The organism is Anabaena azotica FACHB-119 (assembly GCF_014697625.1).
Classification (GTDB): Bacteria; Cyanobacteriota; Cyanobacteriia; order Cyanobacteriales; family Nostocaceae; genus Trichormus; species Trichormus azoticus_A.
Window position 1 is genome coordinate 1 of sequence record NZ_JACJSG010000041.1, and the last position, 15,186, is coordinate 15,186.

The 15,186-nt window shown below is 41.0% G+C and carries 15 protein-coding genes and 1 pseudogene; 6 read left to right on the forward strand and 10 right to left on the reverse strand.

Annotated elements, in window-relative coordinates; translation table 11 throughout:
• A pseudogene (locus H6G83_RS36540) lies at window positions 1-73 on the reverse strand (IS200/IS605 family transposase); the annotation flags it as partial.
• A 122-nt stretch (window positions 74-195) separates the two neighbouring features.
• On the opposite strand from H6G83_RS36540, the gene H6G83_RS24965 reads away from it, so the two are divergent.
• Window positions 196-549, forward strand: coding sequence for a hypothetical protein (locus tag H6G83_RS24965; protein ID WP_190476950.1), 354 nt, complete (start codon window positions 196-198; stop codon window positions 547-549).
• 123 nt (window positions 550-672) lie between these two features.
• Here H6G83_RS24965 and H6G83_RS24970 read toward each other — a convergent pair whose 3' ends face one another.
• On the reverse strand, window positions 673-1,359 hold the full coding sequence (locus H6G83_RS24970) for a phosphorylase family protein (protein ID WP_190476953.1): 687 nt from the start codon (window positions 1,357-1,359) through the stop codon (window positions 673-675).
• A 496-nt stretch (window positions 1,360-1,855) separates the two neighbouring features.
• On the opposite strand from H6G83_RS24970, the gene H6G83_RS24975 reads away from it, so the two are divergent.
• Window positions 1,856-2,728 carry a polysaccharide deacetylase family protein gene (locus H6G83_RS24975; RefSeq protein ID WP_190476955.1) on the forward strand — a complete coding sequence of 291 codons (873 nt, stop codon included), beginning with the start codon at window positions 1,856-1,858 and terminating at the stop codon, window positions 2,726-2,728.
• 227 nt (window positions 2,729-2,955) lie between these two features.
• Here the strand turns inward: H6G83_RS24975 and H6G83_RS24980 are convergent, their stop codons facing one another.
• A complete protein-coding gene (locus H6G83_RS24980; protein ID WP_190476957.1) occupies window positions 2,956-3,852 on the reverse strand; it encodes a TetR/AcrR family transcriptional regulator in 897 nt (298 codons plus the stop codon).
• A 488-nt stretch (window positions 3,853-4,340) separates the two neighbouring features.
• Between H6G83_RS24980 and H6G83_RS24985 the strand changes: the two genes are divergently transcribed.
• The 3 genes from H6G83_RS24985 to H6G83_RS24995 all read left to right on the forward strand — a co-directional run bounded on the left by H6G83_RS24985 (window position 4,341) and on the right by H6G83_RS24995 (window position 7,699).
• On the forward strand, window positions 4,341-5,648 hold the full coding sequence (locus H6G83_RS24985) for an ABC exporter membrane fusion protein (protein WP_190476959.1): 1,308 nt from the start codon (window positions 4,341-4,343) through the stop codon (window positions 5,646-5,648).
• 8 nt (window positions 5,649-5,656) lie between these two features.
• Window positions 5,657-6,829 (forward strand): ABC transporter permease DevC, encoded by a 1,173-nt coding sequence (gene devC / locus H6G83_RS24990; protein ID WP_190476961.1) that lies wholly within the window; start codon window positions 5,657-5,659, stop codon window positions 6,827-6,829.
• A gap of 153 nt (window positions 6,830-6,982) precedes the next feature.
• Entirely contained in the window at window positions 6,983-7,699 is a 717-nt protein-coding gene (locus tag H6G83_RS24995) for a DevA family ABC transporter ATP-binding protein (protein ID WP_190476963.1), read from the forward strand.
• Window positions 7,700-7,765: 66 nt separating this feature from the next.
• Here the strand turns inward: H6G83_RS24995 and H6G83_RS25000 are convergent, their stop codons facing one another.
• From H6G83_RS25000 to H6G83_RS25025, 6 genes are all read right to left on the reverse strand, one after another.
• Complete coding sequence (locus H6G83_RS25000) at window positions 7,766-8,512, reverse strand: creatininase family protein (RefSeq protein ID WP_190476965.1); 747 nt, start codon at window positions 8,510-8,512, stop codon at window positions 7,766-7,768.
• 259 nt (window positions 8,513-8,771) lie between these two features.
• Window positions 8,772-9,155 (reverse strand): DUF2358 domain-containing protein, encoded by a 384-nt coding sequence (locus H6G83_RS25005; RefSeq protein ID WP_190476966.1) that lies wholly within the window; start codon window positions 9,153-9,155, stop codon window positions 8,772-8,774.
• A 113-nt stretch (window positions 9,156-9,268) separates the two neighbouring features.
• Window positions 9,269-9,835 carry a hypothetical protein gene (locus tag H6G83_RS25010; protein WP_190476968.1) on the reverse strand — a complete coding sequence of 189 codons (567 nt, stop codon included), beginning with the start codon at window positions 9,833-9,835 and terminating at the stop codon, window positions 9,269-9,271.
• A gap of 59 nt (window positions 9,836-9,894) precedes the next feature.
• A complete protein-coding gene (locus tag H6G83_RS25015; RefSeq protein WP_190476970.1) occupies window positions 9,895-10,719 on the reverse strand; it encodes an Rpn family recombination-promoting nuclease/putative transposase in 825 nt (274 codons plus the stop codon).
• Window positions 10,720-10,734: 15 nt separating this feature from the next.
• Window positions 10,735-11,661 carry a phosphodiester glycosidase family protein gene (locus H6G83_RS25020; RefSeq protein WP_190476972.1) on the reverse strand — a complete coding sequence of 309 codons (927 nt, stop codon included), beginning with the start codon at window positions 11,659-11,661 and terminating at the stop codon, window positions 10,735-10,737.
• Between the two features lie 64 nt (window positions 11,662-11,725).
• Window positions 11,726-12,973 carry a DUF4912 domain-containing protein gene (locus H6G83_RS25025; protein WP_190476974.1) on the reverse strand — a complete coding sequence of 416 codons (1,248 nt, stop codon included), beginning with the start codon at window positions 12,971-12,973 and terminating at the stop codon, window positions 11,726-11,728.
• A gap of 199 nt (window positions 12,974-13,172) precedes the next feature.
• Between H6G83_RS25025 and H6G83_RS25030 the strand changes: the two genes are divergently transcribed.
• Window positions 13,173-13,418 carry a hypothetical protein gene (locus H6G83_RS25030; RefSeq protein ID WP_190476976.1) on the forward strand — a complete coding sequence of 82 codons (246 nt, stop codon included), beginning with the start codon at window positions 13,173-13,175 and terminating at the stop codon, window positions 13,416-13,418.
• A gap of 379 nt (window positions 13,419-13,797) precedes the next feature.
• Here the strand turns inward: H6G83_RS25030 and H6G83_RS25035 are convergent, their stop codons facing one another.
• Complete coding sequence (locus H6G83_RS25035; protein ID WP_190476978.1) at window positions 13,798-14,787, reverse strand: AEC family transporter; 990 nt, start codon at window positions 14,785-14,787, stop codon at window positions 13,798-13,800.
• Window positions 14,788-15,186 lie beyond the last annotated feature (399 nt).

Consider the following 15,186-nt stretch of genomic DNA (forward strand, 5'->3'; position numbering starts at 1 on the left):
GCCTGTATTTAACACACCATACAATATGATATTCAATTGCATAAACATAACCCCTTCCGTGTTTTACTTCCATACTTTATCTTACCATGTGCGTAACCATGTGTAAAACCAAATATGGAAATATAGAGCGCCTAACTCATGACTCGAAGTCACGAGTGTGCGGCTTGAAGAAATCAACAAGCGAGGGTTGATATCATGACTACTTTTGGTGGAGAATTCGATCCTTTTACTTCTCCGTCTAACACAAATGTTTTGGCAAATGTTCTTGCTCCAACTGGAAGTCCGAACAATTTCACTTCCGTAACGGGATACGATTTAACGCCATTTGCAGGACAGACAATAAGATTAGCCTTTAGGCAGGTTTATAGTCAAAACTCCTTCCAATTTGGAATAGATAACGTTTCCATTCAATCAGCAGCAGTACCCTTTGGTTTGAATAAAGAAACAGGTCTGGCATTAGGATTACCTTTATTTATGGGATTACGGCTTTTAAAAAAGAAGATAATCTCAACCAAGAAGCAAAGTAAAGCCATCGATATCTTAGCTTAGGTTATGGAATATTTTTCTCCGTTTTCGATGGAGTCAGCTTTCATTGTAACCTTTGATGCTTTGATATTAGTGTTCTTTATGTAACTGCAATCTGCTGTATCTGATTTAATTGTTTGGCTTGACTCACCCAGATAAAAGTAATTTTGTCAATTCTTCTAAAACTTTTAATCCCCGCAGGGAACCACGAATTAGACGAGTGGCGGCTATGGGTTGACGTAGCAAACTCAAGGCTAGGGGTAAAGGCTGTAGAGAACCATCGGCGTTGATGGCTGCTGTCAAGTCGGGGATATCATGATGAGAATCATCGCTGACTACGCGCAACATAGCTACTGCTGCACTCATGCCATTGAAAAAGTCTAAAGCAGCGAATCCTTCCATGTCAACGACATCCGCCCCCAAGGTTTCGCCAAGATGTCGCTTTTCCCCAGCAGAGCAAATAACGCGATCGCTTGTCAATGATTTGACTAAACTCACTGCTGGCTGTTGAGTTTTTAGTGCTGATTGTAGTTCTATGGTAAGAGAGCGATCGCACTTTTGCAATTGTTGCTGATAAATACAGTTTTCGTATAGCACAACATCCCCCACATGATAGCGCGGGCTTAAGCTGCCGCACAAACCCATCACCAGGACTCTGGGTTGTTGTTCATTAGGATATTCTTGCCTTTGCCATTGGTGCAGGTATTTTGTCAATGGCTTGATACCTACTGGTATTGACACAATTTTAGGTGTTTGCCCAGTGACTCGCTTTAAACCGCGACACACAGCTTTATATTCAGATCCTTGAGGTACGAGAATTGTATTGATATTCATTAGTCATTAACTATCAATCATTAGAGATGATTTATAAAGTAAACCTTAAATTGTCGGGTGCGTTAAAGCAGCGCTTAACGCACCGTATTTGCTGGTGCGTTACGGCTAATTCCTCATTTCGCCAACGCTCAAATCCTTTTACATAGCCGTAACACACCCTACTTCATATTTACTTTATAAATGGCCTCTTAGTTATTGTCCCACTCTGGCGATAGGCTTCTTCCATTGGTGTCAACTAAACGTGAAATTGGTGTGGTGTTTCACCAACGTATTTAAGTAAGGGCGGGTTTAGCAGACATATCTGTTTTCCCCATGAATTTTTCAATCAACCCGCCCCTACTTACTGTTCACTGTTAAAAACCAGTAGCGTTGAGATTTAATCCTCAAATAACCTGTAGAATTTTTGTTATTCAGTTCGTACTAAGGACTAAAGTCCTTACTACAAAACTTTAATTATTTACGCCGTTCTACTTACTAGGGCATTACTACTACCAAAATGACTGTTAAAACTCAAAACCTACCCTTTAGTATAGCTTTAGTTTCTATCATTGCTCTGCTTGCACTCAATTTTGGCTCTCCTGAGTCTACAGTTCCTATTTTAGGATTTCATGGCATTCTAGATCATCAAAATAACAAATCGATATCTGGTTTGGTTCCAGAAGAAATGCACTATTCCAAACAAGAGTTAGAAAAACTGTTAGAATCTCTAATTCTCAATGATTACTGGTTTTTAAGTACGCAAGATTTATATGACTTTTTCTTAACTAAATCTCAGGCTATTCCGTCAGGATATCGCCGAAAGAAGCCCATTATGCTGACATTTGATGATGGGTATAAATCAGTACATACAAAGTTACTGCCAATTTTATTAAAACTAGAAAAGAAATATAGTACTAAAGTACAAATCGTCTTATTTCTTAATCCTAGCCGTTTGGTACAAAAGGCCAGCGATAGTAAAACTCATTTAAGTTGCCAAGAATTAAGAGAAGGTTTACAAACAGGCTTTTACGATATTCAATCTCATGGTTTAAATCATAGAGATTTAACAAAATTAGCACGGCGAGAGATAATCACCGAACTTTTACAAGCTAGAACTATTCTCAGAAGATGTACACAAGATTTAGATCCACAACAAAAGGTAGCATCTCATTTTGCTTACCCTTATGGAGCTTATAACAAACAGGTAGAAATTTATGTTTCTAGATATTATTTATCAGGCTATTTATATAATGATGAAACTCTCAACTACACTTGTAAGAATAATTTTTATCAAATTCCTCGCTTAATCGTTAATTATAATAAATCCTCTCAACAAATCATCAAGACGGCTGAAGCTGTCCCGGCAATTAGCAGTCAGGCTTGTCAGTAAGGGGCTAGGAATTGGGAATAGATTTTGTCAACACAGGTTAGTGTTTATAGGATTAACCATGTATATACAAAAAAAATGCTATCATTTTTCACCATGTATATACATTTTAAAAGCATAGCTACAAATGGCAAGTGAATGAGGTACACATTTTTATAGCAAAGCGATGTATAACAGTAGCCACATCGGTTAGGACATGGATAAATCATCAAATCCTTCTAGCAAGAAGCTTAAGCGCCTGTAACCTGTCCCTTGTCCCCTGCTATATGTTGATTGCTGGCAAAACCTTGGCGGGCAAAGATTTCAATCATTTCACTGCGAGTTAAATTATTTTGCTCGGCTATTTCTGCTAACTTTTCCCAAGCTGTATCTGTCAATCTCACTGAGCGGAGATGTTTGGGTTCACAACCGTAGTCCATTTTGAATTTACCTGATGCGCTACGCTTACGTCTGGCTGATTTTTGCCTTGTACCGGAATACTGATCCGCTTCTCTGTTTTTGGGCAGATTAAGAGTGATTAAGTTAATGAGGTTGTCAATCAGGCGATCGCGCTCTAATGGTAAAACATCTTGACCGTGCAGCAAATGCTGAAAAATCACAAAATGCACCAATGACCCAAGAAAGATACGTGCTGCTACTTCTGGCTCAGATAATTGTAATTCTTTATGCTCGGCAAAATATTGGCTAACCAGTTCTAAGGCTGGTTTATCTAGGTTACTTACAAAGGTTTGTGCTAGTAATGGAAACCTCCCAGATTCACCAATAATTAGTCTTACCAACCCCAAAAATTCCGGTTCTTTCTCTACTTGAGCAAAGATATTTGTGGCTATGCGTTGCAGAACTATACGGGGTTCTCCTTGGAGAAACTCTGGCTCTTGGATGATTAAACATTTTTCCTGTGCTAGCCGTTCAATCAAGGCCACGAATAGTCCTTCTTTATCTTGAAAGTAGCTGTAAACAGTAGTTTTTGATACACCTGCGGCTGCTGTGACTTTATCCATTGTGGTAGCTGTATAGCCGTGAGTCAAAAACTCTTGCATTGCACCATTAAGAATTGCATCCACTTTCTCTACGGAGAGTGAGCGGTCATTTTTGTTAATTTCTATACGTGGCTTTTTCTGAGTCATATTTTTATACATTCGCTAAATAAACTAGCTGAGACCGACTAGCGCGACTACGCGAAGCGCAAAATATAGAAGAAACACTTTTTTCTTCCCCTACACCCCTACACCCTTGTGTTTCTTCTGACTTTTCACGGGAAGTCCTGAAACCCTCTTTAAGGCAGGGTGTAGGGTGTAGGGGGTAGGGAAAACTTGAAACCCTCACCACACCCTACACCCCGCACCCTCTGACTTTTCCACATACCGTGAAAAGTCAGGTGTTTCTTGAGAGCAGCCTACGGCTAGGCTCACGTCAAACCTAACCCCCCAAACCCTTTCCCTAGAGACTTCTAAATAACAAAATAACTAATCGTTCGCTTGAGCAGGGGACAAACAAATCTCATCGTCGTATTCGATAGAAGAATTGAGTCTTGACATATTGTAATGAACGGTTTAGTTTAAAAGTATAACTAAACTAATCAGTTTATTTAGAATACTAAATAAAAGAGTGGCTTATGGTACGCCAAGTAGCAGATCAAGGTTCCGTATTCTTCAAGCGTAACTCCCGGCAATTAATTATCGTAGCGACAGGAGTCGGTTTGGCGATCGCAGGTGCAAAAGGTTATAACTCATGGCAGCAAGGACAGCAATCTCAGGCAAGCCTTCCCGTTGTCAACACACCGCAAACCAGAACCGTGACTGCGTTAGGCAAGCTAGAACCGAAGGGTAAAGTAATTAAACTTTCCGCACCTTCATCATCTGGACAAGGAAATCGAGTAGAGCAGCTACTAGTGAAAGAAGGGGACAGGGTAAAAGCAGGACAAGTAATTGCCATTTTAGATAATCGCGATCGCTTAAAGGCCGCCTACCAAGAAGCCGAAGAAGCAGTGAAGGTAGCCCTAGTAAATTTAGCAAAGGTACGAGAAGGGGCAAAAGTTGGCGAAATAGAAGCGCAGAGAGCCGAAATTGCTCGTATCCAAGCACAGACAGCTGGGGATGAAAGAGAACAACAACAAACAGTAGCGAGGTTAGAGGCACAATGGCAAGGTGAGAAATCAGCCCAACAAGCAACAATCAACAGATTAACAGCAGAACTCAAAAACGCTCAAGTCGAATGGCAACGCTATCAACAGCTTTATAGTGAAGGTGCAATTTCCCAATCGCTTTATGACAGCAAACGCCTCAGTGTTGATACCATTACCCAGCAGTTGAACGAAGCACAAGCAAACCTGCAAAGGATTGATAGAACTGGACGTAAGCAAATCAGCGAAGCTAAAACAGCCTTATCGCGAATTAACGCCACGGGTAGCAAACAAGTCAGCGCCGCCACCGCCACCTTAGATAAAATAGCGGAAGTGCGTCCCATTGATGTGGAAGCAGCCAAAGTAGAAGTAAGCCGGGCGCTAGCAGCAGCGAAACAGGCAAAAGCTAACTTAGATCAAGCTTATGTGCGATCGCCACAGGATGGGGTGATATTTGATATTTATACTCGTGCTGGCGAAGTTGTCTCTAACGACGGTATTGTCGAGATTGGACAAACCAACCAGATGTATGCAGTTGTCGAAGTATATCAAAGCGATGTCAGCAAAGTCAGCCCCGGACAAAAAGTAGAGATATCAAGCAGTTCACTGCCTAGCAAATTACAAGGAACAGTAGATTGGGTAGGCTGGAAAGTGCAAAGGCAGAACATCATCAACACTGATCCTAGCGAAAATATCGATTCCAGAGTGGTAGAAGTCCAAGTACAACTAGATGAACCCTCAAGCGAAAAAGCCGCCAAATTCACCAATTTACAAATTAAAGCAGTCATAAATGTTGACTGATAACCACGATGACATTCATTCAAGAACTACAACGACGCACACCTCTGGGATGGCTACAACTGAGTCATCATAAAAGCCGCCTCATGGTTGCTTTATCTGGTATTGCCTTTGCCGATGTCCTCATGTTTATGCAGTTAGGCTTTCAAAATGCCCTGTATGACAGTAACACTAGCCTTAATCGTGCATTACTTGCAGACATAATTTTGATCAATCCCCAAAGCCGTAATATGCAGAACTTGACTACATTTTCCCGGCGACGACTGCTGCAAGCTGAGGATGTGCCTGGTGTCAAGTCGGCAGAAGCCATGTATATCGGTTTAATCACTTGGAAAAATCCCCAAACTCGCCGTAAAACAACAATACAAGCAGTTGGGTTTAATCCCGATCAACCTGTTCTCAACATTCCAGAAGTTAACAATCAAATAGATAAGATTAAACTACCAGATAATTTCGTTTTTGACCGTGCAGCTAGAGGTGAATATGATCAAGTCTTTAAGCAAATTGATGCAGGACAAACAGTCACTACCGAGGTAGATAAACGCACTATCTCAATTAGTGGGGGATTTAAGCTAGGCGCTTCCTTTGGTGCTGATGGTACTTTAATTTCTAGTGATGAAAATTTCTTGCGGTTGTTTCCTAGAAGACTCCCTGGAAGCATTAGTTTGGGCTTGATTAATTTACAACCCGGTTATGAGCCAAAACAGGTAGCAGAGGCTTTAAAATCACATTTACCAGATGATGTCAAAATTCTCACTCGTGCCGAATATATCAAATTTGAAGAAGACTATTGGAAAACAGAAAGTCCCATTGGTTTTATCTTCAGTTTAGGCGTAGCAATGGGATTCATGGTTGGTGTAATTATTGTTTATCAAGTTCTGTCAACTGATGTCAATGCCCACATAAAAGAATATGCCACATTTAAGGCAATGGGTTACGGCAATTCCTATTTATTAGGAGTAATTTTTGAAGAAGCAGTGATTATGGCAGTCTTAGGTTTTCTTCCAGGTTTTATCATTCCTTTAGGGATGTATCAATTAGCAGCAAATGCCACAAATTTACCTATATACATGACAGCAGTTAGAGCCTTAACAGTTTTCTTATTAACTGTGATTATGTGTACTATTTCTGGAACTATAGCAACTCGTAAGTTACAATCTGCTGACCCGGCAGATATGTTTTGATATAGATTATTAATTCGCCACATTTAATTTATTTGCTGTTGGCATAGCAGATTATAGACAGATGCCGACGTGAATTAATTGGGAAAATTCGCTAGTAAAAAGACTTTGAAACTGTTTACTGTCATCTGTATGATTCCTTGTGAGAAATCAATTATGCCAACTATCAATACTAATGAATGCGCTATTTCTATTCAAAACCTTGACCATTACTTTGGTAATGGACAACTCCGCAAACAGGTTTTATTTAATATCAACCTGGAAATTAATGCAGGTGAAATTGTCATTATGACAGGGCCTTCAGGTTCGGGAAAAACTACACTGCTAACTTTAGTAGGTGGCTTGCGTTCAGCCCAGTCTGGAAGTTTACGGATATTAGGTAATGAACTCTGCGGTGCTAGTAGTAAACAATTAACTCAAGCAAGACGTAATCATGGTTATATATTCCAAGCTCATAATTTGCATGGTAGCCTGACAGCATTGCAAAATGTACGCATGGCTTTGGAATTGCAACCAGGAATCTCCATCCCAGAAATGCTTACTCGGTCAAAAGAAATTCTAGAAGAAGTAGGATTAGGACATCGGTTGAATTACTACCCGGATAATTTATCGGGAGGACAAAAACAACGAGTAGCGATCGCCCGTGCTTTAGTCAGTCAGCCTAAAATAGTTTTAGCCGATGAACCAACAGCCGCCCTCGATAAACAATCAGGACGCGATGTGGTAGAATTAATGCAAAAATTAGCCAAAGAGCAAGGCTGTACAATTCTCCTAGTAACCCACGACAACCGCATTCTAGACATCGCCGATCGCATTGTCTATATGGAAGATGGTCATCTTGTCAAGGATACTGTCAGTGCTGTTAGTCATTAGGCAGTTGACAGTTGACAGTTGTTATTCTCCTCTGCTCCCCTGCTCCTCTGCTCCCCCCAGCACCCTTTATTCTGCACTCAAAAATTCCCAATACCCATTGCTGAGTTCTTTCACTGCTAAATCATAAAATTGCTTACCATGTTCTGGTGTTGCTAAAGCAGGATTAGAACCCATACGTCCATCTGGGTAATGTAGTTTAAAATCGGTGGCACTGTAAATTCTGTGTCCCTTGGCTACTTCCGGTGAAAGAGGTGCTTGCTTAATTGCTTGGGGGTAAACATACTGAGTAACGGCGACCTCACTAGGGGTTGCGTGAGAACCTTCTTGATCACCATACAATTCTTTGGCAAGTTTATATACAGAACCGCACATAAACCAGTTAGCAATTTGACATTGTACCTTATGGGCGTTGACAATCTGCAAATCTTCTAAGTAGACGTAGGTTTCCGAAAACGCCGCTTTCAGGGTAGCGATGTTACCGCCATGTCCGTTAATAAAGTAGAACTTGGTAAAACCGACTTTGGCAAGACTAGTTACATAATCTCGCACCACTAGAATTAATGTACTGGGACGTAAGCTGATGGTTCCCGGAAAAGCTGTATGATGTAATGCCATCCCTACATTGATTGTAGGCGAAACGATCGCCCCAGTTGCTTCACCCACACCACGAGCGATCGCTTCAGCACAAATAGCATCAGTACCAATTAACCCCGTCGGCCCATGCTGTTCAGTCGAACCAATAGGTAATATAATCCCCCTTGATGTTTGCAAATAGTCTTCAACTTCCTGCCATGTACTTAAATGTAGTAGCATTTTTACTTAGCATCCATTAATATTAACGAATCAGAGGTCATTAAGAGTCAGGACTTACGCAACTGGCACTTGGGGTAGGGTGCGTCAGATGTGGAAAATCCTTAAATGTGTATAAAATTATTGGGGCTGACGCACCCTAAAGTTAGTTTGATGATGACACTTGCGTAAGTCCTAAGAGTTTGTAGAAACTATAATTAACTTTCTTATGAGCATTCATAGTTGTAATTACGTAGTTTTGATTTATTACAAAAATACTAATTTAATTTTTGACAAAAAAGTGTTGCTTAATGACATCTAAAGGTGAACAGTCCCAATAATCAATGTGAGAAACAATCAAACCTTCAGCATTTAGACCAAGTTCACTCCAACCGGAAATAGAAATGCGTGGTTTCCAAGGTAGGGGACTGTTCCAACTCAGCGTCCATTTTGTTTTAATTTTATCTTCTAATCGTTGAATATCATGCAAATCCATCTTGATGTTTAAAAACCAACTGTGCATGAAATTAATCATCTTTTTATAGCGTTCAACCCCAAAAAATTTATTTAAGGGGTCTTGAAAAAAGATATCTTCCGCGTAAATACTATAAGTTTGATTAACGGGAAATCTTTGATAGTCTTGTTTGAGTATGTCGATAATGTCCATCTAAAAATTACGAATTATATATCTATAGTAATAGCCAAGACAGTTACGCCATTAGGAAACGAGAAAATTGAGAGAGTAAAAGACGTTTAACCTGTCACCTGTTACCTGTCCCCTCACGAAACTTCATTCCACAAACGTTCTAACTGACGCTTCCAAGCTGCTAAAACTTCTTCCCTGGCTTCGACAGTTTGGTTAACTTCTCCTAATAAACCCTCTGCATAAAACCGTTCCAGATTTTGCATTGTGGCTTCCAGAGACTGTCCTTGCTGTTTGGCTGCTTGTACAATTTGCCGGACACGAACTTCAATCAGGCGATTGAAGACATCATTTAAACCAGCTTCGTATAAGGAAATTAACCTAGCGATCGCACTACTCAAGTCCTCTTTGGTCAAACTGCTGCTATTGTGTTGATATACTGCCCAAATCACGCCATCATACAAGGCATAGCGGACTTCTTGGGTATCATCAAAGTTAGCTTCTAAAAACTGTGCTAAGAATGCTTGAGCTTCTTGTAATGGCACAATTGGGAGTAAAACTCGCAACCAACTGTGGTCATCCGACAACAATACCAACAGTCTATATGTAGGTGTATCTACTTGCCAAGATCCAGGTGCGATCGCTTGTACATCTGCTGTACTAAATAATTCTGCCAGAGTTTGGGCAATTGCTTCAGGTGTCATAGTCTTTTTTTCAGCTTCAGCCTCTAGCGTACCGCTTTTGCGTTCACAGGCGCATCCGCTTATTGGTGGGACTGTTGCACTACTTGTTGGACTAATTCTAATGGTAAATCTAATAACTGAGCGATCGCTTCTACACTCAAGCCAAACTGTACCATCCGAGGTATAGCTTCTAACTTGGCTTCCTGTTTACCTTCCTGCTTACCTTCTTCTAAACCTTGTTGCTTACCTTCTTCTAAAGCTTCCTGATAAACTCGGCTTTGCTTCAATTCATTTAAACCCAACATCGCTTCTATCTCCTCCCGGCTCTTTTGTGGTAATTTGTAGACAATGATTGTCTCAATTAAGTTAATCAAATCGCGTTTAGTTGCTGCATCAATTAGCTGCTGCTTTGCTTGTGCTATCAACCGTCTTGCTAGTTCTGGTGCAGTTTCTTCATTCTCAATTACTAGCTTAACAACTCCCACACCTAAAGAAGTTTCTCCGGCTTCTCCTAACTCATCCAAGTAAATGCGTTTAACTCTATTGAGTAGCAAGATGTCATCAAAATGTAACTCCTGTGTTCTTTCAATACTACGACTAGGATAAATGACTACAACTTGCCAACGATAGGGAGGTTTAGATTGTCTTAAATAAAGAAATAGTTCAGCAAATAAGCGGTAGTATAAATCATCATCTGGTTGAAACTGAACTTCAACTACATAAACTGGTTTTGCGGAGTCGTTAATTTTAGGGAAAAACAAGCCGTCTATACGAAAAGCTAGTTGTTTAACTTCGCGGGAGGTAAATTCATAGTTACTTGCTTCTTGTGGTGACTGGTTGATTAATTCAAAAAAGATGCTGGGAACAGCTTGAAATAGGCTGTAGAAAATGGTATCAGTTTTCATGATATAAATGTTATTTCATTTTTTATAAATTAAAAATACTGAGCCAATTGGGCCAAAATTTTCTACATAGATTTTGTTATTGTAATATAATCCTGGTGACATCCCACCGTCAAACAAAATTCCCTCTTGAATCTTTCCTAAACAGTTATTCCGCGCAATCCCTTCTAACACATCATCAAATTTATCTGGTGTTAACTGTTGATTATTTGCACTCACCTCAATTGGCGAATTAGCTTTTACATCATTTACTAATAAAATCACATAACCTTTATTGGTAATAGCAGCCATAGAACGATTAGTGGCTTGCTTACAGGCAAATTCACCTAAATCTTGACAAATATCTTTAAATCTACCTTGACGATAAAATCGACCATTACCGCCGACTAAGTTGTAATTAAGTATATTACTGTCTCTTCTCCCAGCTTGAATTGTCGCCTTTCTTTCCTGTGGTTTACCGCCGGAAATACCAAAAGAAGAACGTTTATTTTTAAAGTCGCCTGCATACTCTACACCACGGGAAATATTCAAACCTTGGGGTTGATTATCAGTACCTATATAGTCAGCGTTAATTGCAGCAATCGCTCGTTTTCCATTTAAGGTAGAATTACCATCAGAAATTAACTCATTAAATTGTTTGGGAATATATTCTCGGCGAATCTTACCCCTAGCATCTTTGCTATATATTTGATGAGATAATCCCACATTGACTTTAAAATCTAACGCTGCTGACCTGGGATTGAAAATAATTACATGATTAATCCCTTTAGCAAATTTCTCGCCTCGATTATTAGTCTTAAAAAATTCCATACTAAATTTAGCATCTTCACCAAGACAAGTTTTTGCTGCCTTTGCTGTTGAACTCGCATCCATTCTGTTACAACCAGACAGTAAACTGGCCGCAACAATAAATATAGATAAAGTAAATATTTTTTTGCAAAACATACCCAATAAAAAACCCGCTATAGGACGACTATAACGGGTAATAATTAAAAATTACAATTGCAGTTTATGAAAACCATTCTACAACAGCTTCTTCTTTGGTGTTGGTGTTACGAGATGGGGTTTCACGGTTAAACTTCATGTGAATTGAGCGTGTTTGCTCACCATCAGCCGCAACAGCCACAATAGGATAGTCGATTAAACCATCTTGGAAGGACATCTGGAAGCGGAATGTACCATCGGGATTGAGTTTGATGGGACGACCGCCAATTGTCACGGTAGCATCGGGTTCGGTTGCACCGTAAACAATCAACTCAGCATCAGCAATTAGCCAGAACTGGCGAGGACGCACAGGGATGGCGGAAGCAGAGAAGCCCACACCAGACATTCCCACACCGGAAGCAGTCAAACCAGAGACGGTAGGAACTGCCCACATACCCACACCAGAGGGGAAGATGTAAGAACTGATAGCTTGTTCAGGACGCACGGAACCGGGAACGTGCTGTTGAGAACCGAACAGAGAACCTGCAACCCGTTGGGCTTCGGCGGACTCAGCCAAGCCGAAGATTTGGTCATAAATGGGGTTGCTACCGTTAGCACCAGCCGCAACCGGGATTTTCTTAGCTGGGGGTACGAGTTCGTAAACTGTCTTACCACGCAAGTCTTCTTCAAAGTTGACGGTGATGAACACATCTTCAATCCAGTCGGAAGGATAGACTGGAGGAATATGGACGCGGGCGGAACGTGCGAGAACTAGCCAACGACCATCTGCTGCACGATAACCAATATCGAGTACATAATCGCGATCGCTCACTGGAATGGGAATATACCATTCTCTGGCTAATTCATCCGCAGGATATTCTTGGATGCTGTGGGGGCTTTGGTAATCGAGGTTTACATCGGTTACATCGTAAATCCGCAGGGCTAATTGTTGTCCCCCTTGCTGGCGTAACTCCTGTTTATGCTCGTTAGGAATATCCCAGTAAGCGTAAGCCCACTGAGGATCGCGTGGTAACAACACAATCCGGCTGTCACCGTAACCACCTGGTAAATCTGCTAGTCCTTCATCAACATCAGCCAGAGAACCACCAGTACGATCTTCTTGTCCTAATTCAAATTTCGCAGCTTCCACGGTTTCCTGTGCCTCCAGTGAACGAGTTGGGTTAAGCAAAGCTTTGTTTCGCTGGACTTCTTGAATTGCTGCCAGCAATTGCGATTTACGCATTCGGCTATAACGAGAGATGCTACATTCACTAGCAACTCTTCTTAATTGCCGTAATGTCATCTCTTCTAACGGTGGGCGTTCTTTTGCCATGAATTTGGCCTCCAGTAGTTTGAAAGGTTAATGATTTCCCCTGGTTATAGAATGCTTGATATAAAGCTCATCACTCCCAGATGAATTTCTTATTCCTGACTCCTGGTTTTACTAAGTGTGTTTTTTTAAATCAGTTATCAGTTATCAGTTATCAGTTATCAGTTATCAGTCCTAACGGCGTATGGTGGGGGATAAAGAAGTGCCAAAATACGCCTTTCACCAATTGGTATGGTGTTTCACCAAGAATTTAACTGATAACTGTTCACTGTTCGCTGTTAAAAGAGGGGATACTCCCTTTCATGTCCTTATTTATGCCGACATCGGCACTTTGGGATTGGAGGAGTCAATCAGTTTTGCGGAAAGTTCTGTAGGCGGTGAGTCCAGTCCTGTAGGCGGGTTTCCCGCCGTAGGGAACTGGCGAACCCGGAGGGGTTTCCCGCCGTAGGAAACTTTTCAAGACGGATTTTGGATTGCCCACAAGGAAGGGGCTGTTAGTTGTTTTTCCGCAGGATTACCGGAAAAATTTCTTATCTAAAATTTCAAGTCTCAAATCGATACTTGGTTTATTAAGTTTGTTAACTGAATATTAACTACTAACCCTTGCTAGGGATCAAGGGGTGTCAACAGGCTTTTTTACTTAATTTACGGACTTAGTAGCTCTGGGGGGATCGCTTTGTCAAGAAACCCTGACATAACACCTAGTGATCCCCTGATTTATATCAAGATTTCCTGACAATAGGCTGGACTCAATTCAGGGCTTACTGTTGACAGTTGACAGTTGTCAGTTGTCAGCTTGAAACCCTATGCCCCTACACCCAGTCTGATCAACTAAAAACCTGAATCCATACAGGCAGGATCAGGAGTAATAAAAGGGTTGAGAGAATGATGCTGCCGGCGATTAAGTCGCGGTTGAGGTTGTATTCTTCCGCCAAAATCAGCCCAGCAAAGGCTGAGGGCATTCCCGACATTAACACCATCGCTAAACGGCGATCGCCCCCCAATCCCAGCAGTAAAGTTGTCAGCAAACCCACAAGTAAGGGAATGATGACAACCCGCAACACCGACGGGATCAAGGCCAGTTGCAAACTTTGCCATCCTTGGAGTTGTGCCAAGCGAATCCCAATCAACAAGAATGCACAAGCAATCACCACATCAACAGAACTCTGTAACCCAGATTCCACAACTGCTGGTAGTTTAAGGTGTTGGGTGAGAGTACCAATCAGGAAAGCCCACAAAGGCGGGACTGTCAGCAGATCCCAAAGCAGCATCCACCATTGATTAGTAGATTTGGTATGGCTGAAATAGCTGGCAATTAATACCCCTAAACCATAGGGGCCAATGACATTGTGAGTGATACTAAACAGAACAACCCAATTCAGCGCATCCACGTGAACTAAATAGGGTGCGATCGCCAATCCTACAAAACCAGTATTTCCTAAAACAGCCGCCAGCAAAAAACTACCCTTGCTAGAAGAGTCTTGCAAAGGATGAGACACAGACTCACTTAATTCAGACTTAAATAAATAAGGTGATATTTGTTGCCATCCCCACCACACCAGCAATGCCACAACTAAACCCAGAAACAATGCTCCAAAAGTGATTAATGATGCTAAGATGGGAATCTCAACAGTACCACTGAGTTCATTCTGATTGCCTCTACGAGCCAGTGCTATCAGTTGTAACGGTACACCCACCCAGTAAAGACTACGACCCAAAAAATGTGGCAACCACTGAGGTAATAATCTAAACAGTAATAACCCCAAACCTATCCAGAGAATCAGGGGTGTATAAGCCTGAACCAGAGTTTCTGTCATGAATCATTTATAGGGTTTAAACTAAGTCATTAGTCTCAAGTACAAAGCTTGTACAATGACAAACACGACTAGAGACGAACAATTTGAGTTTAAATTATTTACAGCATTCTTCGCCCAGATGCAGTACTGGTTTACACAGAGGCTAGAGTAAAACGTAATGTACATATAAAAACTTATACCTAAATAATTCTATATTTAAAAATAAATTTATCGAAAATTTGGGTTGAAAACCCCGTCCTTATAGGACGGCTTTTGGTAGAATATGGTTGTGGAAGGGTAATCAACCACTGAAAAAACCCTATTGCTGCCTAATACGCAGACGCTGAACCTTGACAAATGAATCTTGCTGGTTCTACTTCGTAGTTCTAGTATCACCTGGAAGTAGGTAAAAGATTTACA